Source organism: Wocania arenilitoris (genome assembly GCF_021728535.1).
Classification (GTDB): Bacteria; Bacteroidota; Bacteroidia; order Flavobacteriales; family Flavobacteriaceae; genus Wocania_A; species Wocania_A arenilitoris.
The window spans coordinates 153,763-175,607 of the sequence record NZ_JAKKDU010000006.1 but is presented as its reverse complement, the minus strand read 5'-3'; the positions used below and the strand labels follow the sequence as shown (position 1 = coordinate 175,607).

Below are 21,845 nucleotides of genomic sequence, written 5' to 3'. Positions count from 1 at the left end.
TAATAAATGCAATTAATTCCTGATTTGAAAAACAACATTTCTTTTGAAGATTTTAAAACAGAAGTTTTAAATGATTATACCATAGCGGTAAAAAGTAGAGAATGTAGTTTATTAGGAAGACGAGAAGTACTAACCGGAAAAGCAAAATTTGGCATTTTTGGGGATGGCAAGGAAGTTCCCCAATTAGCAATGGCTAAAGCCTTTTTAAAAGGGGATTGGAGGTCTGGATATTACCGCGATCAAACTTTTATGATGGCAATTGGCAAACTATCAATAGAACAATTTTTTGCTGGTCTTTATGCTAATACAGATTTAGCATTAGAGCCCATGTCTGCTGGTCGGCAAATGGGGGGTCATTTTACAACACATAGCTTAGATAACAATGGTAATTGGAAAGACTTAACAAAGCAATATAATTCTAGCGCAGATATCTCTTGTACCGCAGGTCAAATGCCTCGTTTACTAGGGTTAGCTCAAGCCTCAAAAATTTTCAGAAAAGTTAAAGGCGTAAATACAAGCAATTTTTCAAATAACGGAAATGAAGTCGCTTGGGGCACCATTGGTAATGCAAGTACCAGTGAGGGCCTGTTTTTTGAAACCATAAATGCAGCAGGTGTTTTACAAGTTCCTATGGTTATTAGCATTTGGGACGACGAATACGGCATCTCTGTACATGCAAAACATCAAACCACAAAGGAAAATATTTCAGAAATACTAAAAGGATTTCAACGCGATAGCGAACAAAAAGGCTACGAAATACTACGCGTTAAAGGTTGGGATTATGCTAATCTTATAGAAACTTACCAAGAAGCTTCTGCCATAGCAAGAGAAGAACATGTGCCTGTGCTTATTCATGTAACCGAATTAACACAACCACAAGGGCATTCCACATCTGGTTCGCACGAGCGTTATAAAAGCACAGAACGCTTAGAATGGGAAAGAAATAACGATTGCAATTTAAAAATGCGTGAGTGGATTATTGAAAGTGGCATTGCAACCAACGAGATACTTACAGAAATTGAGCGTAATTTAAAAAAAGAAGTACGTGAAGCAAAAAGTAAAGCTTGGAATACTTTTTTAAATCCAATTAAAAAAGAACAGCAAGAATTAATTTCTATTTTAAATAGCGTTGCTAGTTCAAGCATTAATAGTGTATTTATTAAACCCATTATACATAGTTTATCTAATGTAAGTGAACCTACAAGAAAAGATTTGTTATCTCATGCCAGAAAAACATTAAGGCACACTTTAGGAGAAACTAATGCACACAAACAGCAACTTAAAAATTGGATAAATACTATTATTGAAAACGTACAACCAAAATTTAGTTCTCATTTATATTCTGAAACAGAAAAATCGGCACTTCAAGTTAATGAAGTAAAACCAAGTTACAATAAAGATGCTCAGCAAGTAGATGGTCGTATTATTATCCGCGATAATTTTGATTCAATGTTTTCAAACCACCCCGAAGTATTAGTTTTTGGAGAAGACACTGGTAATATAGGTGATGTAAATCAAGGTTTAGAAGGTTTACAAGAAAAATATGGTGAATTAAGAGTAGCCGATGCAGGAATTAGAGAAGCAACTATAATAGGTCAAGGTATTGGTATGGCATTACGTGGTTTACGTCCTATTGCAGAAATTCAATATTTAGATTATGTTTTATATGCCTTAAATGTAATTAGCGACGATTTAGCTACGCTACATTACAGAACTAGAGGTATGCAAAAAGCACCTTTAATTATTCGAACACGCGGACATAGATTAGAAGGTATATGGCATTCGGGTTCTCAAATGGGTGGACTCATTAATTTAATGCGTGGTATTCATATTTTAGTCCCTAGAAACATGACTAAAGCTGCTGGATTTTACAACACGCTTCTGCAAGGTGACGAACCTGGACTAGTTATTGAGTGTCTTAATGGATATCGTTTAAAGGAAAGAATGCCAAATAATTTAAGTGATATTAAAACACCAATTGGCGTAGTTGAAACTGTAAAAACAGGTACAGATATTACATTGGTTTCTTACGGTTCAACACTTCGCATAGTGGAGCAAACTGCTAAAGAATTATTAACTGTTGGTATTGATGCCGAAGTTATTGATGTACAATCTTTATTGCCATTCGATTTAAATCACGACATTGCTAAAAGTATAACCAAAACAAATCGTGTTATGGTAATAGATGAAGATGTTCCTGGAGGCGCTTCAGCATATATTTTAAATGAGATATTAAACACTCAAAATGGGTATCAGTTTTTAGATGGTCAGCCAAAAACATTAAGCGCTAAAGCACACAGACCAGCTTACGGGAACGATGGTGATTACTTCTCAAAACCTTCAGCTGAAGATATTTTTGAAGCAGTCTATGAGGTAATGCATGAAGCAAATCCTGATGATTATCCTAAATTAAGATAACTCATAATATAAATAATTTAAAAAGCCTTTTCTTATCTGTTTCGAAAAGGCTTTTCTTTTTATATATTTATCATCAAACATAACAAATGAAAGCAGTAGCACTTAAAGATATAAAACAAGAATTAAACACATTATCTACTACCGAAATTCAAGAACTTTGTTTGCGTTTATCACGCTTCAAAAAGGAAAACAAAGAATTACTTACCTATTTACTTTTTGAGTCTCATAACGAAAGTGGCTATATTCAATCAGTTAAAAATTATATAGATGATGAATTTGAACTAATTAATACAAAAAGCTATTTTTATATTAGAAAAAGTGTCCGCAAGATTCTTAAAAACATAAAAAAATATATTCGTTACTCACAAAAGAAGGAAACAGAAGTAGAACTACTCCTCTACTTTTGCCAAAAATTAAAAGGCTTTTCCCCTAGCATAAAATATAGTGCACAATTACAAAACTCGTATAACAGACAACTCCTTTTAGCAAAAAAAATAATTGGTACTTTGCATGAAGATTTACAATACGATTACAATTTAATGTTAGAAGAGTTATAAACCATTGAAATCTTAACTAATAATCAACTTTGTTAGAAAACTTATTTGATTTTTTTGAATGTCATTCATAAATAATTATACATTGTTTGAATGCTAACTTCAATATTTTATCTTTGTTCGCTTAAATAGGAAATGATTTATGCGAATTTCATATAACTGGATAAAGCAATTTATAAAAACAGATTGGACTTCAGAACAAACCAGCGAGCTACTTACAGATTTAGGTCTTGAAGTTGAAGGTGTAGAAAGTTACCAATCTATAAAAGGAGGATTAGAGGGTGTTATTATTGGTAAGGTTTTAACCTGTGTTAAACACCCCAATGCCGATAAATTAAAGTTAACCACAGTTGATATAGGTAGCGATGCTCCATTGCAAATAGTTTGTGGAGCACCTAATGTTGCTGCTGGACAAAAAGTACCTGTTGCTACTATTGGAACAACTTTATATACTGCTGAGGGGGAATCTTGGACAATTAAAAAAGGGAAGATTCGTGGAGAAGAAAGTCATGGAATGATTTGTGCCGAAGATGAATTAGGTATAGGAAAATCACACGATGGCATTATGGTTTTAGATGATAAAATTAAGGTAGGAACTCTAGCTGCTGATGTTTTTGATATTGAAAACGATAAGATTTTTGTAATAGGATTAACACCAAACCGTGCTGATGCCATGAGTCATCTAGGTGTTGCTCGCGATTTAAAAGCAGGTTTAATTCAAAAGAATATTAATTTAGAGCTTATAACGCCTTCAGTAAGTTCTTTTCGTATTGACAATCGCACATTAAAAGTTGATGTTGATGTAGAAAATAAAGATTTAGCACCGCGTTATTGCGGTGTAACGATTTCTAGTTTAAAAGTCGCTGAGTCTCCAAACTGGTTACAACATCGTTTAAAGGCTATTGGACTAAGCCCAATTAACAATATTGTTGATGCAACTAACTATGTGTTGCATGAGTTAGGGCAACCACTTCATGCATTTGATGCTGTAAAAATATCAGGAAATAAAATTGAAGTAAAAACTGTAAAAACGGGCACAAAATTTATAACTTTAGATGGTGTTGAACGTGAATTACACGAAGACGATTTAATGATTTGCAATGCCGAAAAACCAATGTGTATTGCTGGTGTTTTTGGCGGAATAGATTCTGGAGTTACAGAAAGTACTACTAGTATATTTTTAGAAAGTGCTTATTTTAATCCCGTTAGTATTCGTAAATCAGCAAAGAGACATGGCTTAAACACCGATGCTTCTTTTAGATTTGAGCGCGGAATTGACCCCAATATTACTGAGTATGCTTTAAAACGTGCCGCTTTATTAATTCAAGAGTTAGCTGGTGGCGAAATTACCAGTGATGTAATTGATTTATATCCTAGCAAAATTGAAGATTTTCAGGTACGCTTAAGTTTTGACAATGCAAAAAAGTTAATTGGAGAGGAAATTCCTAGAGAAACCATTAAAAGTATTTTAACCTCGCTAGACATTAAAGTTAATAATGTTACCGAAACAGGACTAGGATTAACCGTTCCTTCTTATAGAAATGATGTACAGCGTGAAGCAGATATTATTGAAGAAATTTTAAGAGTTTATGGGTATAACAATATTAAAACCACCGAAAAATTAAACGCATCTATTTCTAGCACATCTCGTTTTGAAGATCATAAAATTCAGAATATAGTTAGCAATCAGTTGGCAGCTCAGGGGTATTATGAAATTCTTTCAAACTCATTAACTAATCCAAATTACACAGCGCTAAGCGAGCAGTTAAAAGAGGAATATAATATTACTATGCTAAACCCTTTAAGTAATGATTTATCTGTGTTGCGCCAATCTTTATTGTTTTCTGGTTTAGAAGCTATCTCGCATAATATTAATAGAAAGCGACAAGATTTAAAGTTCTTCGAATTTGGTAAAACCTATCATCATTATAATGATAATAGAGTTGAAAACAAACATTTAACGCTTTTTGCCACTGGAAATCAGAATAACGAAAGTTGGCATAATGCACCAAGAAAGAGTGATTTCTTTTTCATAAAAGGCAGTATTGTTTCTCTGTTAGATCGTTTGAGTATTACAAGATTTAAGGAATCTCCAATAAAGAGTGATTTGTTTAGCGAAGGTCTTAATTTGAGTTTAGAGAAAACCAAATTGGTTGATTTTGGTATAGTAAAAAAATCAATTTTAAAACATTTTGATATTTCTCAAGATGTATTATTTGCCGATTTTAATTGGGATGCTATTTTAGATATTGTAAAACGACATAACATTACATTTAAAGCTATACCTAAATACCCAGAAGTACGACGAGATTTTGCTTTATTATTAGATGAAGCTGTTACTTTTGAATCGATATATAAAATTGCTAAGCAAAGTGAAAAGCAACTACTTAAAAATATAAAATTGTTTGATGTATACCAAGGTAAAAACTTACCAAAAGGTAAAAAGAGTTACGCTGTTAGTTTCATTATTCAAGATGAAAACAAAACACTAACTGATAAGCAAATTGATAAAATTATGAATAAACTTCAAAATAATTTTGAAAAACAATTGGGTGCTGAATTACGCTAAAAATTTGACGTTTATAAACTATTTTTTACTGTTTTTTGTTGTTGATTGCATTGATGAATACGAACTCGTCTTGACTTTTTGTTTTTAACCGAAAATGAGTTGAAATTTGACCAGATGAGGCACTTTTTAAAAGCCATAACAGTACTACGGGTAAGAAAAGTAACAAAATATGGGTGGATTTTAGCCATTTTTTTAGGAAATAGAAAAAGTCAAGATGAGTTCTATTTAAATAAAAGTGAAGCTTATTCTAATAGACTTAGAAAAAGGACAAAATTTCTTGAAGTTTATTATTCGGTGCTTGTAAAATTGCAGTAATTAAACCTTTTTAGAATACCAACGCTCACCTCTTTGGTCTTACTATGAAATTAGTTTAAAAAATAGTATATTTAATAGATTAAAAATTCATAATACTATGACAAAGACAAATTTTATAAAAATATTTACAGGAAATTTTATTATTGTACAACGCATTGTAGATGAACTAAAGAAAATAGATATAAGCCCAATTGTAAAAGACCAAACAGAATCTGCTAGATTAGCAGGTTTTGGAGGTGGTATTGTTCCTGGATTTCAGCAGGTTTTTGTTCATAAAGACGAACTTGATAAAGCCGTATACATTGTTGAAAGTATTAATGCCAATTTGAACGCATAAACAGAGTTTAAATTTATCGATTCTCACTGTAGCTTTCGCTCTTCAAAATACCATAAATATTAAACCGTAACCGCATACATTTTATTACGCAGTTCTTTAATTTTTAGGTCTTGCATGTATTCATCAAACGTTGTGTATCTATCAATAACTCCGGTTGGGGTTAATTCTACTACTCTATTAGCTACAGTTTGTGCAAACTCATGGTCGTGTGTTGTAAACAAAACGGTACCCTTAAAGTTTTTTAACGAATTATTAAAAGCCGTAATACTCTCTAAATCTAAGTGGTTTGTTGGTTCGTCTAATTGTAATACGTTTGCTCTCATCATCATCATTCTACTCAGCATAGAGCGTACTTTTTCTCCTCCAGATAATACGGAGCATTTTTTAAACGCCTCTTCTCCACTAAAAATCATTTTCCCTAAAAACCCACGAATATTAACTTCTTCGCGCTCTTCTTCAGTTTGAGCCCATTGGCGCAACCAATCAATCAATGTTAAATTATTATTAAAAAATTCGCTATTATCTAATGGTAAATAAGATTGTGTAGTTGTAACGCCCCAAGCGAATTTGCCTGAGTCAGCATTTTCCTTATTATTTAATATTTGATAAAAAGCTGTGGTGGCTCTAGAATCTCTTGAGAAAACAACTACTTTATCTCCTTTGTTTAAATTTAAGTCGATATCTTTAAATAGTATATCCCCATCTATTGAAGCTGTTAAACCACTAACATTTAAAATTTGATCACCTGCCTCTCTATCGCGCTCAAAAATAATGGCTGGATAACGACGACTGGTTGGTTTAATATCAGAAATATTAAGTTTATCAATCATTTTTTTTCTACTGGTAGCTTGTTTACTTTTTGCAACGTTTGCAGAAAAACGACGTATAAATTCTTCTAGTTCCTTTTTCTTTTCTTCAGCTTTCTTGTTTTGCTGAGCACGTTGGCGTGCAGCTAACTGAGAAGATTCATACCAAAAGGTATAATTACCAGAAAAATGGTTTATTTTACCAAAATCAATGTCGGAGATATGTGTACAAACAGCATCTAAGAAGTGTCTATCATGAGATACTACAATAACACAGTTCTCATAGTTTGCTAAAAAATTTTCTAACCATGCAATAGTTTCGTAATCTAAATCATTGGTTGGCTCATCCATAATAAGCACGTCAGGGTTTCCAAATAAAGCCTGAGCTAATAACACACGTACTTTTTGTTTTCCATCTAAATCTGCCATTAAACTGTAATGATATTCTTCTTTAATACCTAAATTTGATAACATTGCAGCTGCATCACTATCGGCATTCCATCCATTCATTTCTTCAAATTGCACCTGCAGTTCCCCAATTTTTTCAGCATTTTCATCAGAATAATCTGCGTACAGCGCATCAATTTCAGTCTTAATTTTAAATAAGGGTTTATTTCCCATTAAAACAGTTTCTAAAACAGTGTGTACATCATATAAATTATGGTTTTGCTCTAAAACAGACATGCGCTTTCCAGATTCTAAAGATACATGACCCGAAGTTGGCTCTTGCTTACCGGAAAGAATCTTTAAAAAAGTTGATTTCCCTGAACCATTGGCACCAATAATTCCGTAGCAATTTCCATTATTAAACGTTGTATTTACTTCATCAAAAAGTACACGCTTACCAAATTGAACCGATAAGTTAGAAACTGATAACATAGTTTTATTTATTTTTTTGCAAAAGTAGAAAAATGAATTGGTAAGTCGAAGCATACTTAGCTTATTTTTATTTTAGAAAAAAACACCTAAACCCTAGTATTTTAATGTATTATTCTTACAGCAATATTTAACAACGCCTTAACAGCACTTTATAAATACAAGCTATATTTTTGTTTTAAATAGTATTTTATACTAAAACTTTTTTTGAAGAGGGAAATATGAGAATATATTATTGTATACTGCTTATTGTAATAATGCTGCTTGGTTGTAAAAAAGACGCCACTAAAGACAATGGCGATTTTGCCTTTTTGGGTGGCGAAATTATTAACCCTATTGATGACTTTATTATCATTTCAAAGTCGAAACAAAATATCGACACCATTAAACTTGATGGTAACAATAGGTTTATTTTCAAGCTAAGCAATTTAGAAGCAGGATTGTTTTCCTTTAATTTAAGATCTCCATTTGGGTTAGAATATCAAGTTGTTTTATTAGAACCTAAAGACAGTATTATGCTAAGACTAAACACTTTAGAGTTTGATGAGTCATTAGTATATACTGGTAAAGGAGCAAAAAAGAACAATTACCTTATTGAAGAGTTTTTAAAATATGAAATAGAAGAAAAAAGGATTTTTAAATTCTGCCAATTAAATCCGGCTGATTATCAAAAAGAAATTGACTCATTAAAAGATAACAAACTAAGAAAGCTTGAAAAGTTCAAAAGTAAGTACGAAACTTCAGATTTGTTTAATAAAATTGCTCATGCAAATATTGAATATACCTATTATTTTAATAAAGAAATTTACCCTTTTGTGCATTACGGAGGAAATAAAAGTAAAATTTTGCAAGCCTTACCGGAAGATTTTTATAATTACAGAAAAGATGTAAATTACAATGATAGTTCCCTGAAAAATTATTTTAATTACCATAATTTTTTGCGTTCGAGTTTTAATAATATGGCACTAACCCAACATTATAAGCATACAAATACAGATCATTTTAAAAGTATCGATGTGTGTTATAACTTAGATAGGCTCGCTTTGATAGATAGTGTTATTACTAACAGTGAAATAAAAGAAGAATTGCTGCATCATTATACAATAAGTTTTTTAAATCGAAACAGAAACTTAGACAACAATTATAAAATTATAGACTTTTACACCAATAAAAGTTCTAACAACGACGGAAAAGAAATGATTGTACGCTATGCAAAAGCTTTAAATAATTTAAAAATTGGCACTAAATTTCCAGAAGTAAAACTTATAGATACAAATAACTCTGAAACTAGTGTTGATGCTATTATAAACTCTCCTACTGTAATTTGTTTTTGGTCTCAAAAATATTATGACCATTTTAAAGAAAGCCAACATAAAATCCGAGAACTAAATATTAAATATCCAGAAGTAAAGTTTGTAATTATAAATATTGACGATTATGACTTAGACTCTACAATAAAAGCATTAAAGCGAAACAGGTTCTCACTCAAAAATCAATACTTATTTAAAAACCCAAAACAATCAAAAGATGATTTAGCTATTTACCCAATGACAAAAGCTTTTATAGTTGATAAAAACCAAAAAATAGTAAACAGTAAAGCAAATATTTTTGAAAAAAATTTTGAAGAACAACTTTTAGGGTTAATAAACAGATAATTATCAAATAAAATTTAATAAAAAAGAAACACTATATTATATAAGTGGATTTTTTTTTATAGAGAATAATATACTTAGTTTCCTTTTTTATAATCTGCTAAAAACTTCGCTAAACCTATATCTGTTAACGGATGTTTAAGCAACCCTTCAATTGAACTTAATGGCCCCGTCATAACATCAGCACCAATTTTTGCACAATCAATAACGTGCATAGTATGGCGTACCGAAGCTGCTAAAATTTGAGTATCAAAAGCATAGTTATCATAAATATGTCTAATCTCTGAGATTAGGTTTAAGCCATCAGTAGATATATCATCTAAACGACCTATAAAAGGTGATACATAAGTAGCTCCAGCTTTTGCAGCTAAAATAGCTTGCCCAACTGAAAATACTAAGGTTACATTAGTTTTTACACCTTTTTCTGCAAAATATTTACAAGCTTTAACACCATCTTTTATCATAGGTAACTTTACAACTATTTGGTCATGTAATTCAGCTAAAGCTTCACCTTCTCTAACCATGCCTTCAAAATTTGTTGAAATCACTTCAGCACTCACATCTCCATCAACAATATTACAAATATCTACATAGTGTTTTAAAATATTATCATGTCCTGTTATACCTTCTTTAGCCATTAACGATGGATTTGTAGTAACACCATCAAGCACACCAAGATCTTGTGCTTCTTTTATTTGATTAAGGTTTGCTGTATCAATAAAAAATTTCATTTGTATATATTTAGTTGTGTAAAATTCTTTTGCGAATTTACAATTAAATAGTCCTTTTAAAAGAAAAACTACTAAAATATATTAACAATTTTAAACTGCTATTTGTCTACCTTATTGCAATTGTGTAAGTTTTTGAAGTGCTATCGCTACACAAAGAATCATCGTAGCGTTCGTTCCCATTTTCGTCGTAATAATACCCGTTTGGTGGGTCGACATCTAAATAAACAGTAAAAGTATATCTACCTGCTTTAGATGGCACCCCTTCAATAAAAACATCTCTGTAATTTATAATCACCTCTAATCCTTCAGGAATATCTCCACGAATATCATAATAATAGTCGTAAGCATTGTCTTGAGGTTCGTTTTTAATTTCTGCCGAAATTATTTCTGAATAGTATTGATTAACACCTCCAATCGCTAATCTTTTATCAGATAATACTGGACGTACATTAATAATACAGTCTATAACATTTTCGCAACTGCTGATTGCAAAAAAATAAAATAAAAGAATGATACGTATTGATTGTTTCATGTGATAATACATATAGTTGTCATTTGTCACATGTAATTCGCCAATAATAATTTGATTAGTATCAATAGCTTTATTAAGGCTCATTTCATGATGAAAGATTTTAAAATAATCAGTATCAACTAATATGCCAAAAAAATTAAAGCTTATAATGATTCATCAATAATTTTTCATAAATTTTATCGGGAAGTATTCTTTTAAGCACAATAGAAAATTTCTGCATAAACTCCCCTACTTTATAATGCCCTTTTGGATTTTTAGCATTTATAATTTTATAAATCGTTTCTGCCATTAATTTAGGGTTGCTGCCAGAATCGACATGTTTATCCATCAATTTTAAAGTATCTCCATAGGGTTTTATGTATGGCGAATCATCTATAAGTGGTGCATGATATCGACCAGCAGCTATATTGGTAGCAAAATCACCTGGTGCCACATTAGTCATGCTAACATTAAATCCTTTTAACTCCATTCTAAAAGCTTCTGTTAAAAGTTCTAAAGCGCCTTTGCTTGCGCTATAAACACCACGATACGGCAACCCCATGTAACCTGCAATAGATGTTATATTAATTATTAAACCCGATTGCTGTTTGCGCATTTGTGGCAGAACGGCTTTTATAACGTTTATTGGTCCAAAAAAATTCGTATCAAAATTGGCTTTAATTTCAGACTCTGGAATTTCTTCTATAGGTCCTGTAATACCTGCACCAGCGTTGTTAATTAATACATCTAGTTTTCCTTCAGATGCAATGATTGCATTTACCGCTTTTTTTATAGTATCATTTTTTTTAACATCTAATTGAAGTATAGAGAATTTACTGTTTTTATAGTTTTCTGGGTTTCTGCTTGTGCCATAAACTATAAAATCTTTTTGGGTTAAAAACTCGCCCACAGATTTTCCTATTCCTGAAGAACCGCCTGTTATTAAAACAACTTTAGACATAAAAATTAAAATTACACTAATAAAGCACCAAATTACAAAAATGAAATGATAAGAAACCTTAAATTTAGCGCATAAAAAAAGGCAAGCTACCTACATCACACCGCTACAACCATTTACCTTTGCTGCGTTCCCGCCCTGGAGGATTCAACAGGAGCTGGTTGTGTAGGACTTGCCAAGCGCAAAGATACAACCTTTTAAAATTTTCACAATAATTTTTTAAACTGTTTTTAAATAAATATCTTGCTGCAAAATTAAAGTCAATCATGCGTTTTTTTAATCAACTCAATATCATATTTTTAAGTACATTTTTAGTTTCTTGTGGTTCAAATTCGGGTCAGAAAAAAAATGATTTCTCTATTAAAACCAATGCCGAAAAGGGCAATATTACTATATCAAATACCTTAAAGCTTTCGTTGGAAAACAAAAAGAATCACACTATAGATTCTGTGGTTTACACTTTAAACGGAAAGCGAATCAATGAAACCTTAAGCTTAAACAATCATAAATTAGGAAAATATACCATTGAGGCTAATGCTTATTACAATAACGAAAAACAAACCGCAAATACCAATGTTACTATTTTAAATAACGAAGCCCCAAAAATCTATACCTTTAATATTATAAACGAATATCCGCACGATATAACCTCGTACACCCAAGGTATCGAGTTTTTTAATGATACACTTTATGAAAGCACAGGGCAATATAAAGAATCTAAACTTAGAAAGGTAGATTATAAAACTGGGGAAATTATAAAAAATATAAATTTAGCCGATGAATATTTTGGCGAAGGTTTAACCATTTTAAATAATAAAGTTTACCAACTAACATGGCAAAAGGGCACTGGTTTTGTTTACGATGTAAATACGTTTGATAAATTAAGTAGCTTTAAATACGGCAACAGTAAAGAAGGTTGGGGCTTGTGCAATAATGAAAACAATATTTATAAAAGTGATGGTACCGAAAAAATATGGATACTAAATCCAGAAACTTTAGTAGAGGAAAATTACATACAAATTTTTACTAATAAAGGAAAAATTGGGCGTATTAATGAATTGGAATGGATTAACGATCAAATTTATGCTAACATTTACCAAAAAAATGGTGTTGCTATTATAAACCCTAAAAATGGGGCTGTTGTTGGTGTAATTGATTTTTCTTCTTTAAAAGAAAAAGTAACACAGCATGAAAAACTTGATGTCTTAAATGGTATTGCTTACAACTCAAAAACCAAAACTATATTTGTAACAGGCAAGCGCTGGGATAAGTTATTTGAAGTTGAAGTTGTTGAAAAATAATTACTCATAAGCATAAATTAAAATCTTACCGATACTTTTCCTCTTAAAAAGAAGGGCGTTCCTGGAGTAAAATGTATTTCTTCAAAAGAATTAGCCTCATTAAACAATCTGCTTTCTGTTGCAAATTGAGTTTCGTTCCATTCACTATCTAATAAATTTTCAACTATTAAACCAAAAGTCCAATTTTTATGATTGTAATTTAAGCTTAAATCTGTTATAAAATAGCCCTCAGCAACTATAGAATTATCCTCATTTGCAGGTCTATCTTTAACGAATCTGTAACTTAAACCACCTGAAAATTTTCCTAAATCTTTAAAACTTAAACCACCTGCCGAAGTTAAATCTGGTGCTAACGGAATATAATCTTGACCAGATGGTTCTTCTGTACTTCTTGCATGTGTGTAATTAACATCAGTATTAAAATACAACCAATCAGCAATTTGATATCTAAGTCCAAAATCCAGTCCATATCTTGCTGTTTTTCCACTAGGTTCTACTATAGCTGCATCTCCAACATAAACAAATTCTTGTTGTAAAAACAACGACCAAAGCGCAAAATTTAGTACTAATTTATCGGTTGGCTTTAATATGGTTCCTAAATCTGTACTAAACGCAGTTGGAAGTATTTGTCTTCCATTATTGGCTGTTACAACTCGAGTATCGTTTGAATGATATCCTAAGCCTGTTTTTAAGAAAAACTGAGTTTGTGGTGAGGCAGCATAAATAAAATTCATTTTAGGACTTACCAATACCTTGTTTTCACTTTTACTATTATACGCTTCGGTAAGTAAATCTTGATAATCAAATGTGAAATAATCTAATCTAACTCCTGGATTAAATGTCCACTTATTTACTTTATAATTTAAATTAAAAAATGAGAAAGCATTTAATTCATCTACATTGCCAAAAGCTAATCGTTCTAAAAGTTCTTTTCTGTTTTTTGTTCTAGACAATTGTACATCATTTACATCATCATATCTAAAACCAATACCTGCTTGGTACTTTAACTGTTTATCATGATCGTCTAAATGAAATGATTTTTCATAAACGCTTTTTGCTCCAATTATTGTTCTATCTTCATACTGACGAATTTGGTCTGCATTTATTGGGTCTTCTAGAAAGAATGTGAAATTCGAAAATAATTCAAAATCATATTGAGAGATATAAGCAGATGATTTAATATTTGAATGCTCATCAATATGTTTAACATGATTCATCCATATATTAGTTCTACTTGTATTACCTCCTTCTGTATCATCAATAGCTCCAAACCTACTAATAAGACCTTGGTCTACGGCTCGTTGTGGTATTTGCCCCGAAGCATCCCATTTACTTTGAAAGTGAGAAAGGGACAGGTTAAACTCTTGGTCTTTGAAATTATTATAGTTATACCGCCCCATTACATTTAAACGGTTGAAATTTTGTGGAGATTCAAAAACGCCATCAGTTAAATTCATTTCACTTGCTATATAAGCATTACTGTTTTCTCCATCCCAAATTTTAAGCATACTCATGGCACGAAGGGTATTAAATTGTCCTGCTTCAACAGAAATAACATTATTATCAATGGTTTTTTTAGTTTTAATATCAACATAACCAGCAGTATTAAAATTGCCTTTATTTGCATAGTACGCCCCTTTTCCAAAATCTAAATTCTCAATAGTTTCAGGAATAATAAAATGCATATCGGCATATCCTTGTCCGTGTGCATGCGATACCATGTTAACTGGCATACCATCAACATCTATAGCGATATCAGTACCATGATCGATATCAAAACCTCTTAAAAATATTTGTTCTGCTTTACCTCCACCGGCATGCTGACCTATTATTAAACCAGGAATTTTTCTTAAGATTTCTTGTGATGATTTTACGGGACTTGTTTTTAAATCAACGTTAACAAAATTACTTAAAACGTTTACCTTAGAAACGATTAAAACTTGATCTAAAGATGCTGAAGATATTTTTAGTTTGATATTAATTTCACTATCTAAATGCTTTTCTAGAATTATAAGTTCTTGATTTTCGTAACCTAACTGGTAAAAGTAAATAATGTGGTTTACCGAAATATCATCCAGCTCAAAATAGCCAGAAACATCTGTATAAGTATATGCGCCAGTGGTTTTGTTGTAAACTCCAACGCCTTGTAGTGGTTTATTGTTATCTTCTGAGGTAACAATACCACTTAATTCGTGCGCTTTAACACTGCTAAAAACAGCTAAAAGCGTATATAAAAGTATATGTTTTTTCATGTTTTTTCATTTTATAATTATATACTACCCAAGCAAACAGACTGGGTAACATGCAAGCAATTTTTATTGATAAAGAAATAAATTGTATTAAATACAGCAGCTATCTCAGTTATAAGTTTATAACTGATTTTTATGATAGCTGAATACTTATATTCTTAGGAGGGATTTTTATTTTTTTATAAAAAAGTGTTTTTAATTTTTCTTTGTAGCAATCAATAGCTAAAGATGACTTAGTCTCTATTAATTTTAAAACTCCATATTTTGATAAATGAAAATGCTTATCAATCTTGCTTATAACTACATGCGGTTTATTTGACTCGTTTGTTTTGCTATTTGCTTCAGTCAAATTATTTAATAAATCTAATATTTTATGCTCGTGATATGTAATAGCTGATGCTGTAAGATTATAATTAATATTTTCATATTTATTGTGTGATAATATAGTATTGGGCATTTCTAAAAAATGTGAAATGCGATGTAACGTGCTTCTAACCTCTTTGTGTATGGGCATAAGTAAATATATCATGCTTATCACAATAGCAGTAAGTTTTATTATATGTGTTTTAAAATTTTTCAATTAAGTTTTATTCATTTATCCTAATGATTCTAATATGATTTGTTCTAAATAATCTGAATATTCTTTAATAGTTGGTAAATTGAATACTTTATTAAGCGGAATTTCCATGTCTAACTCTTCATTTAATCTTGAAGTAACACGAATAGCCGCTAGAGAATGCCCTCCTAATGCAATAAAATTATCATTTATACCTATTTTTTTCAATCGCAAAACTTCTTTCCAAACACCATCTATAAGTTCGTCTACTTCATTTCTTGGTGCAACATACGCAGTTTCTAATTCAATTTGTTCGGTATTAAAACTTCGCAACGTTTTCTTATCAATTTTACCATTTTTAGTTAGTGGCATCTCATCTAAATGTTTAAAATTAGATGGTAACATATAATCTGGTAATTGCTTTGATAATTGTTTTTTTATGTCTTTGACTGAAATTGATGCATCACCCGTGTAATAGGCTACAAGTTTTTCGTCATTATCAAAAGCATCAGATTCTTCATATCCAATTTCATCCATAATACGTTTTACTTCAACTTCATCTATATATTCATTGATTTCTTCAAGGCTTTCATCACGTGTTTTATGCCCTAGCCGCACATCCCAACTATAAGGAAAGGAGTAATTACTATACCCTTTTTCTTTTTTATGGACATAAATCCCTACTTGATTAATCAAGCAGTTGGTTGATCGACCAGTATCTGTTGGTCTCACCCAGCCTACTTTTTCATCTAAATACGTAAGCATATCTTCTAAACTAACATCTGAGTATCTATAAAAATCTACAAATTGTACTTTATCAAAAACTTCATCTTCTTCAAAAATTGAAACATCCAATAATTCCTTTACAGCATCTTCCTCGCGATGATATAATTTTCTAACTTCTAAAATAGTGTCATCAATTTTTTTAACATCTAATTCTTCATCCCAAAAAAGTTCTTCAGTTAAACGTGTTTCAAAAAACTGACCACGTGATAAACCAGTAACTATATAAGGAATTTGCTTTTCCAAAGCTATTTTGGTGCTTAAAGTATAAATGGTTTTAAAGCAACCGTTACACACGTTTTGGTGTCGATTTAAACTATCGATAAAAATTTCGTTCATGTGCTCAGTTGTTCCAAAAACATGATCAACACCAAGCTTATTTACAATGCGTTTTACATTATCAATGGCTTGCTCAGAAATATATCCGTTATCTAAAGTAAATGCTAAAACTTTTAAGCCCATACCAACTAGTTGAGCTAAAATATATGTACTATCTTTTCCTCCACTTAATAAAGACAAGCAATCGTAAGTTGGATTTTCACCTTTATTTTTAGTTAGAATTGTTTTTAATTCCTCTTCGGTTTTAAAATACTTTTCAACTTTTTTCTTGTAACCTTTAAAGGCGTTACATAAATGACAAACTCCGTGCTCATCAAAATCTGTATTTGGGTAATTTGAAGGCAATCCGCAATCTGTACAGTTTATAACATCTTCTTCGGCAACTTTAATTTTAGCACTTTCAGCTAAAACAACTGCACAGTTTTCAATACCGGTAATATTATTTAAATTTGATTCAATATCAGTTAACTCAATTCGGTAACCACGCAACTTAACTTGCTCATCTACTCTACCTAAGTATTCGTATTCTCCATTTTCATTTATTCTAGCTAAGTCACCAGTATTATACATTTTTAGTCCTTTAACAAAAGGGTTATCTATAAATTTTTCTTTAGTTAATTCATTTAAACCTAAATAACCATTTGCTAAACTACTGCCACTTAAATACAATGTGCCAATAACCCCTTTTGGCACCAAATTTTTATATTCATCAAGAATATATGCGTGCATATTAGTAATAGGTTTTCCAATTGGAACCGAACTATCTTTATGAATTGCTGGGTTAAACTCACTAACAATACAACCAACGGTAGCTTCGGTTGGACCATATTCATTAAAAATTTGAACGGAATTACCAAATGCCTTTTTTATTGATATAGATAAAGCTACTTTAAAATCCTCACCGCCAACTATAATTGTATGTATATTGGAGTTTACTAAATCTCTATCGTTTAGAAATGACAAATGTGATGGTGTTAACTTTATAGTATTTATATAATTATCTCCAAGAGCTTGAAACAAAGACATATCTGGTCCAAATGGGCTTTCTTTATAAACAACTAATCGTCCTCCACTAATAAATGGTAACAAAGTAGAGGTTATTGTTAAATCGAATCCTATTGAAGTAAACAATGGCATTACACTTTTGCTTGTAATAGAGTAATAATCTTTTGCCCACAATAAATAGTTTGATAACGCACCCTGAGAAACTAAAACCCCTTTAGGATTACCTGTAGACCCTGAAGTATAGAGTAAATATGCTAAATAGTTTTGCCTTAGAGGTCTATTTATATTTTTGGTTGACTGGTTTTTAAGTAAAACTTCTAAATCATTGTAGCAAAACACTTTATAATTAATAGCTTCAATATTTGATTTTAAATTATTGTTTATTATAACCAATGATGCATTAGAATTAGAAAGCATAAACACAACCCTGTTTTTAGGCTGGTTGGCATCAATAGGAATAAAGGCTGCTCCAGTTTTTATAACTGCCAAAAGCGATATGATATATTCAGTACTTCTATAATTATATAATGCAACTTTATCGCCAAAACCAATTTTATATGCATCAATTAAATAATTTGCTAATTGATTAGCCTTTTTGTTTAAACCATTAAACGTTAATGTTTCATTTCCACATTGCAATGCAATAGCATTAGGTGTTTTACTAGCCTGCAACTCAAAAAGCTCTAAAATTGATTGATAAGACTTTGTGGCTTCTAGGTTTTGTGGTAAATAATATTTTTTCTCTGAAGGCGCTAGCATACTATCCAAACCAATTGGTTGGTTTATATTATTTAAAAATGCATTTATGATTTTAGAAAAATGGATAGTAATATTATTTACATTATCTACTTTTAAGACATCCTCGTTAATATCGAAAACAACTTTTAGCTCACCAGTATCATTCATATCATATATATGACAGCGTATTTGATGTGCTGGGTCATTATGATTTGGATGAATCCATTCTGCATTGGATTTGAATCCATAAAAATCTTGGAAACCAACATTTATAAAATTAAAAATGGTATTAAAACTTCTGCTTACTGTTGCTGAAGCAGTGCCAGTAACAGCATATTTTAAATAGGTGTTTGTTTCATTTTTAATGCGTTTTAAAATCGAATTAAAAGTATCCGCATCTGAAATTTCAGCTACCAAAGGAAATATTTCGATAAATAAGCCAGCAGTATTTTTAAACGTATTTTTAATTCTATTGTGTATAGGTGCACCTATAGCTAATTTTTTTTGCCCACTCACTCGGTATAAGTAAACAAAAAGCAGTGTTGAGAATATGTTAAACAATGTTAGTTCTTTATTCCAAGATTTAATATCGTCATCATTGGCTATATTATGAATTAACTCTGTTTGTTTTGAATCTAAGGTTAAAACTACCCTATTGGATTTTGTAGTAAACCTATTCCGTTTTTTAACTCCATATAGGGATGGGACTTTTTTAAGGTTCTCAACTTTTTTATCCCAATAGTCTCTTATATCTAAATTACGTTCTCTTTCTTTCTTTTCATATGCTAAGTAATCTACATAAGAGTATACTTTTTGTTCAGTGAATCCTGTATCTTTTAATTCACCATAAATATCTGAAAGCCTATTAAAAAGAATTACAGAGCTTGATGCATCAGTAATTAAATGGTGCACATTTAGATACCAGATGTATACATCTTGCTCTTGCTTTATTAAAACACTGTCAAACAATGGTTTGTTTAAATCGAATGTTAGCTCGCTACGTTGTTGCAACCAATCGCTAATTGTAAAATCATCGAGTTTATCATTCGTTGCATCTATAACCTTTATATGATAATCAAGGTGCTCTAAGAATTTTTGGTATGGTATTCCTTCCTTTTCAACAAAAACCGTTTTTAAAGCATTTGTTTTTTTAATCATTTCTTGAAATGCCTTGATGAAAACACCCTCATCAATTTCTCCTTTTATATAAAAAGCGTAAGGCACATTATATAATGGAGATTTTGGGTTTAACTTTTGCCCAAACCATATTGAGGTTTGACTTTGAGTTAAACTATATATACTTTCGGGTTGGTTCATTAGCTACTAATTTTTGTCTAATTTCTTTGAAACATAATTAGATATAGCTTCAATAGTCATAAAATTTTCAATAGTCATATCCTCAAAAGGAACATTAATTTTATATGTTTTTTCAACAAAACGAACAATTCGCATCATTCCAATAGAATCTACTATTCCAGAGGATAAAAGCTCTTCTTTTATGCCTATTTTGCTAGAGGTTTCTTCTAATATTTCTTTACTAATATAAGTACTTAAAGCATCACTTAATTTCATATGATATAGCCTAAAAATAATTTCAAAAAATAAATTACTGAGGGAGTTATTTGTTAATTAAAAGCTTTAAATAAAAAAGCATTTAAATTAACTAAGTATACATTCATAGCATTTTTATATATAACTTGATAACTTAAAAAGTAAAGATATATCAATATTCTATACCGTAGAAGCTAAAAATTAGTTGTTTAACGACTAATTACTTGAATTTATCGAAAAAAGAGTAGTAAAAACTTAGGAATAATTCAATAATTACGATATTGAAACAAAAAATCGATAAAATACATTTTCAATAGAAGACGTGTTTTTAAACTAACCACTATGAATAAATATATACTTCGTACTTTACTGCTTATTTTTTTATTAAGTCCTATTTGTAAAACTTTTGCTCATCATCCAGACAATAGTTTACTATATCTAAAAGTATATGAAAATGCCAATATTGAAGGCGATTTTCATATTAACGTAAATGAATTAAATGATGTACTTGGTCTTAATTTAAGCAAAAGGACATCAATTGATGAGGTAACACCGCATTTGAGTAAAATAAAAAAATATCTGTTAGAAAACACCTCGTTTTCATCTTTGGGTAAAACGTATAATATTGTATTTACAGACAAAATTAAATTTTTACAAGTTGGCTACGGCGACTTTGTACTAGTAAATTTTTATCTAGAAAACACACAAGAAACTCCAGATAAACTAGATGTGACCTACAAGGTTTTTATTGAGGAAGAACCCAATCACATGAATTTATTGGGAATGGAATACAACTGGAAAGCTGGTTTGTTTAACAATGAAAGTATTATAGCACTTGATTTTAGTAATAATAATTGGACCAAAACATTAGATTTAACAGAAGGTTCTGTTTGGACAGGTTTTAAAGCTATGATAAGACAAGGCGTTTGGCATATTTGGATTGGGTTAGACCACATTTTATTTATTATAGCATTAATACTTCCTGCAGTTGTAAGGAGAAAGAAAACAGATAACACTTCTTTTAGTATTTGGAGCTGGGTACCAGTAAAAAAATTTAAACCTGCTTTTTTATATATTATAAAAATTATAACGTTTTTTACAATTGCACATACCATTACGTTAAGTTTAGCATCATTACAAATTATTGTTTTACCATCTCAATTAGTGGAGTCTGTAATAGCTTTATCTATTGGATTAGCAGCCTACCACAATATTAAACCTATATTTAAAGGAAAAGACTGGATTATTGCATTTGTTTTTGGTTTATTCCATGGCTTTGGTTTTGCTAGTGTTTTAGGTGATTTAGGGTTTAACGGAGAACATTTAACACTATCATTATTAGGTTTTAATATTGGTGTTGAAATAGGGCAAGTTGCCATTATTGCTGCTATTTTCCCTGTGCTATACCTAATTCGTAAACTCAAATTATATCCTAAGTTTTTGGTTTATATGTCTGTTTTACTTATCATCATTTCGCTTTATTGGCTAATTGAGCGTGCTTTTGATATTGATTTACCAGTTGATGATTATATTAGACGCAGAGGCTATGAATTTGCTGTTTGGTTAGGGTTGCGTTAATTATTAATTAACTTACAA

16 protein-coding genes and 1 other RNA gene are annotated in these 21,845 nt (G+C 30.7%); 8 read left to right on the top strand and 9 right to left on the bottom strand.

Translation table 11 applies throughout. The annotated features are described in order from the left end of the window. The first annotated feature begins 6 nt into the window (after window positions 1-6). From L3X37_RS06690 to L3X37_RS06670, 5 genes are all read left to right on the top strand, one after another. Window positions 7-2,418, top strand: a complete 2,412-nt coding sequence (locus L3X37_RS06690; protein ID WP_237239394.1) for an alpha-ketoacid dehydrogenase subunit alpha/beta — start codon at window positions 7-9, stop codon at window positions 2,416-2,418. An 86-nt stretch (window positions 2,419-2,504) separates the two neighbouring features. Then, entirely contained in the window at window positions 2,505-2,975 is a 471-nt protein-coding gene (locus tag L3X37_RS06685) for a hypothetical protein (RefSeq protein WP_237239393.1), read from the top strand. Window positions 2,976-3,114: 139 nt separating this feature from the next. Continuing rightward, complete coding sequence (gene pheT, locus L3X37_RS06680) at window positions 3,115-5,541, top strand: phenylalanine--tRNA ligase subunit beta (RefSeq protein ID WP_237239392.1); 2,427 nt, start codon at window positions 3,115-3,117, stop codon at window positions 5,539-5,541. A gap of 114 nt (window positions 5,542-5,655) precedes the next feature. Then, the gene (locus tag L3X37_RS06675) at window positions 5,656-5,856 is read left to right on the top strand and encodes a hypothetical protein (RefSeq protein ID WP_237239391.1); all 201 of its coding nucleotides are present in this window, start codon (window positions 5,656-5,658) and stop codon (window positions 5,854-5,856) included. 97 nt (window positions 5,857-5,953) lie between these two features. Further along, window positions 5,954-6,193, top strand: a complete 240-nt coding sequence (locus L3X37_RS06670) for a putative signal transducing protein (RefSeq protein ID WP_237239390.1) — start codon at window positions 5,954-5,956, stop codon at window positions 6,191-6,193. Between the two features lie 59 nt (window positions 6,194-6,252). Here the strand turns inward: L3X37_RS06670 and L3X37_RS06665 are convergent, their stop codons facing one another. Next, window positions 6,253-7,878, bottom strand: a complete 1,626-nt coding sequence (locus tag L3X37_RS06665) for an ABC-F family ATP-binding cassette domain-containing protein (protein WP_237239389.1) — start codon at window positions 7,876-7,878, stop codon at window positions 6,253-6,255. Window positions 7,879-8,096: 218 nt separating this feature from the next. Here L3X37_RS06665 and L3X37_RS06660 point away from each other — a divergent pair, with 218 nt between their 5' ends. Further along, entirely contained in the window at window positions 8,097-9,530 is a 1,434-nt protein-coding gene (locus L3X37_RS06660; protein ID WP_237239388.1) for a TlpA family protein disulfide reductase, read from the top strand. A gap of 74 nt (window positions 9,531-9,604) precedes the next feature. Here L3X37_RS06660 and fsa read toward each other — a convergent pair whose 3' ends face one another. From fsa to ffs, 4 genes are all read right to left on the bottom strand, one after another. Next, on the bottom strand, window positions 9,605-10,258 hold the full coding sequence (gene fsa, locus L3X37_RS06655) for a fructose-6-phosphate aldolase (RefSeq protein WP_237239387.1): 654 nt from the start codon (window positions 10,256-10,258) through the stop codon (window positions 9,605-9,607). A 106-nt stretch (window positions 10,259-10,364) separates the two neighbouring features. Continuing rightward, window positions 10,365-10,874, bottom strand: coding sequence for a hypothetical protein (locus tag L3X37_RS06650; protein WP_237239386.1), 510 nt, complete (start codon window positions 10,872-10,874; stop codon window positions 10,365-10,367). 52 nt (window positions 10,875-10,926) lie between these two features. After that, window positions 10,927-11,730, bottom strand: coding sequence for an SDR family oxidoreductase (locus tag L3X37_RS06645; protein WP_237239385.1), 804 nt, complete (start codon window positions 11,728-11,730; stop codon window positions 10,927-10,929). Window positions 11,731-11,806: 76 nt separating this feature from the next. Beyond that, window positions 11,807-11,905, bottom strand: an RNA gene (ffs, locus tag L3X37_RS06640) — signal recognition particle sRNA small type. A gap of 88 nt (window positions 11,906-11,993) precedes the next feature. Between ffs and L3X37_RS06635 the strand changes: the two genes are divergently transcribed. Further along, a complete protein-coding gene (locus tag L3X37_RS06635) occupies window positions 11,994-13,028 on the top strand; it encodes a glutaminyl-peptide cyclotransferase (protein WP_237239384.1) in 1,035 nt (344 codons plus the stop codon). A 17-nt stretch (window positions 13,029-13,045) separates the two neighbouring features. Here L3X37_RS06635 and L3X37_RS06630 read toward each other — a convergent pair whose 3' ends face one another. The 4 genes from L3X37_RS06630 to L3X37_RS06615 all read right to left on the bottom strand — a co-directional run bounded on the left by L3X37_RS06630 (window position 13,046) and on the right by L3X37_RS06615 (window position 20,270). After that, complete coding sequence (locus L3X37_RS06630; protein WP_237239383.1) at window positions 13,046-15,280, bottom strand: TonB-dependent receptor; 2,235 nt, start codon at window positions 15,278-15,280, stop codon at window positions 13,046-13,048. Between the two features lie 130 nt (window positions 15,281-15,410). After that, complete coding sequence (locus tag L3X37_RS06625) at window positions 15,411-15,806, bottom strand: hypothetical protein (protein ID WP_237239382.1); 396 nt, start codon at window positions 15,804-15,806, stop codon at window positions 15,411-15,413. Between the two features lie 66 nt (window positions 15,807-15,872). After that, window positions 15,873-20,015, bottom strand: coding sequence for a non-ribosomal peptide synthetase (locus L3X37_RS06620; RefSeq protein WP_237239381.1), 4,143 nt, complete (start codon window positions 20,013-20,015; stop codon window positions 15,873-15,875). Between the two features lie 6 nt (window positions 20,016-20,021). After that, on the bottom strand, window positions 20,022-20,270 hold the full coding sequence (locus L3X37_RS06615) for an acyl carrier protein (protein ID WP_237239380.1): 249 nt from the start codon (window positions 20,268-20,270) through the stop codon (window positions 20,022-20,024). A gap of 321 nt (window positions 20,271-20,591) precedes the next feature. On the opposite strand from L3X37_RS06615, the gene L3X37_RS06610 reads away from it, so the two are divergent. Beyond that, on the top strand, window positions 20,592-21,827 hold the full coding sequence (locus tag L3X37_RS06610) for a HupE/UreJ family protein (protein ID WP_237239379.1): 1,236 nt from the start codon (window positions 20,592-20,594) through the stop codon (window positions 21,825-21,827). Window positions 21,828-21,845: the final 18 nt, after the last annotated feature.

What these genes read in the sequence shown, in the direction of transcription:
- L3X37_RS06665 (WP_237239389.1), bottom strand. Translation starts at nt 7,878, where the DNA reads ATGTTATCAGTTTCTAACTTATCGGTTCAATTTGGTAAGCGTGTACTT.
- L3X37_RS06630 (WP_237239383.1), bottom strand. Translation starts at nt 15,280, where the DNA reads ATGAAAAAACATATACTTTTATATACGCTTTTAGCTGTTTTTAGCAGT.
- pheT (WP_237239392.1), top strand. Translation starts at nt 3,115, where the DNA reads ATGCGAATTTCATATAACTGGATAAAGCAATTTATAAAAACAGATTGG.
- L3X37_RS06610 (WP_237239379.1), top strand. Translation starts at nt 20,592, where the DNA reads ATGAATAAATATATACTTCGTACTTTACTGCTTATTTTTTTATTAAGT.
- L3X37_RS06685 (WP_237239393.1), top strand. Translation starts at nt 2,505, where the DNA reads ATGAAAGCAGTAGCACTTAAAGATATAAAACAAGAATTAAACACATTA.
- L3X37_RS06615 (WP_237239380.1), bottom strand. Translation starts at nt 20,270, where the DNA reads ATGAAATTAAGTGATGCTTTAAGTACTTATATTAGTAAAGAAATATTA.
- L3X37_RS06675 (WP_237239391.1), top strand. Translation starts at nt 5,656, where the DNA reads ATGAGGCACTTTTTAAAAGCCATAACAGTACTACGGGTAAGAAAAGTA.
- L3X37_RS06670 (WP_237239390.1), top strand. Translation starts at nt 5,954, where the DNA reads ATGACAAAGACAAATTTTATAAAAATATTTACAGGAAATTTTATTATT.
- L3X37_RS06690 (WP_237239394.1), top strand. Translation starts at nt 7, where the DNA reads ATGCAATTAATTCCTGATTTGAAAAACAACATTTCTTTTGAAGATTTT.
- L3X37_RS06645 (WP_237239385.1), bottom strand. Translation starts at nt 11,730, where the DNA reads ATGTCTAAAGTTGTTTTAATAACAGGCGGTTCTTCAGGAATAGGAAAA.
- L3X37_RS06650 (WP_237239386.1), bottom strand. Translation starts at nt 10,874, where the DNA reads ATGAGCCTTAATAAAGCTATTGATACTAATCAAATTATTATTGGCGAA.
- L3X37_RS06635 (WP_237239384.1), top strand. Translation starts at nt 11,994, where the DNA reads ATGCGTTTTTTTAATCAACTCAATATCATATTTTTAAGTACATTTTTA.
- fsa (WP_237239387.1), bottom strand. Translation starts at nt 10,258, where the DNA reads ATGAAATTTTTTATTGATACAGCAAACCTTAATCAAATAAAAGAAGCA.
- L3X37_RS06660 (WP_237239388.1), top strand. Translation starts at nt 8,097, where the DNA reads ATGAGAATATATTATTGTATACTGCTTATTGTAATAATGCTGCTTGGT.
- L3X37_RS06620 (WP_237239381.1), bottom strand. Translation starts at nt 20,015, where the DNA reads ATGAACCAACCCGAAAGTATATATAGTTTAACTCAAAGTCAAACCTCA.
- L3X37_RS06625 (WP_237239382.1), bottom strand. Translation starts at nt 15,806, where the DNA reads ATGATATATTTACTTATGCCCATACACAAAGAGGTTAGAAGCACGTTA.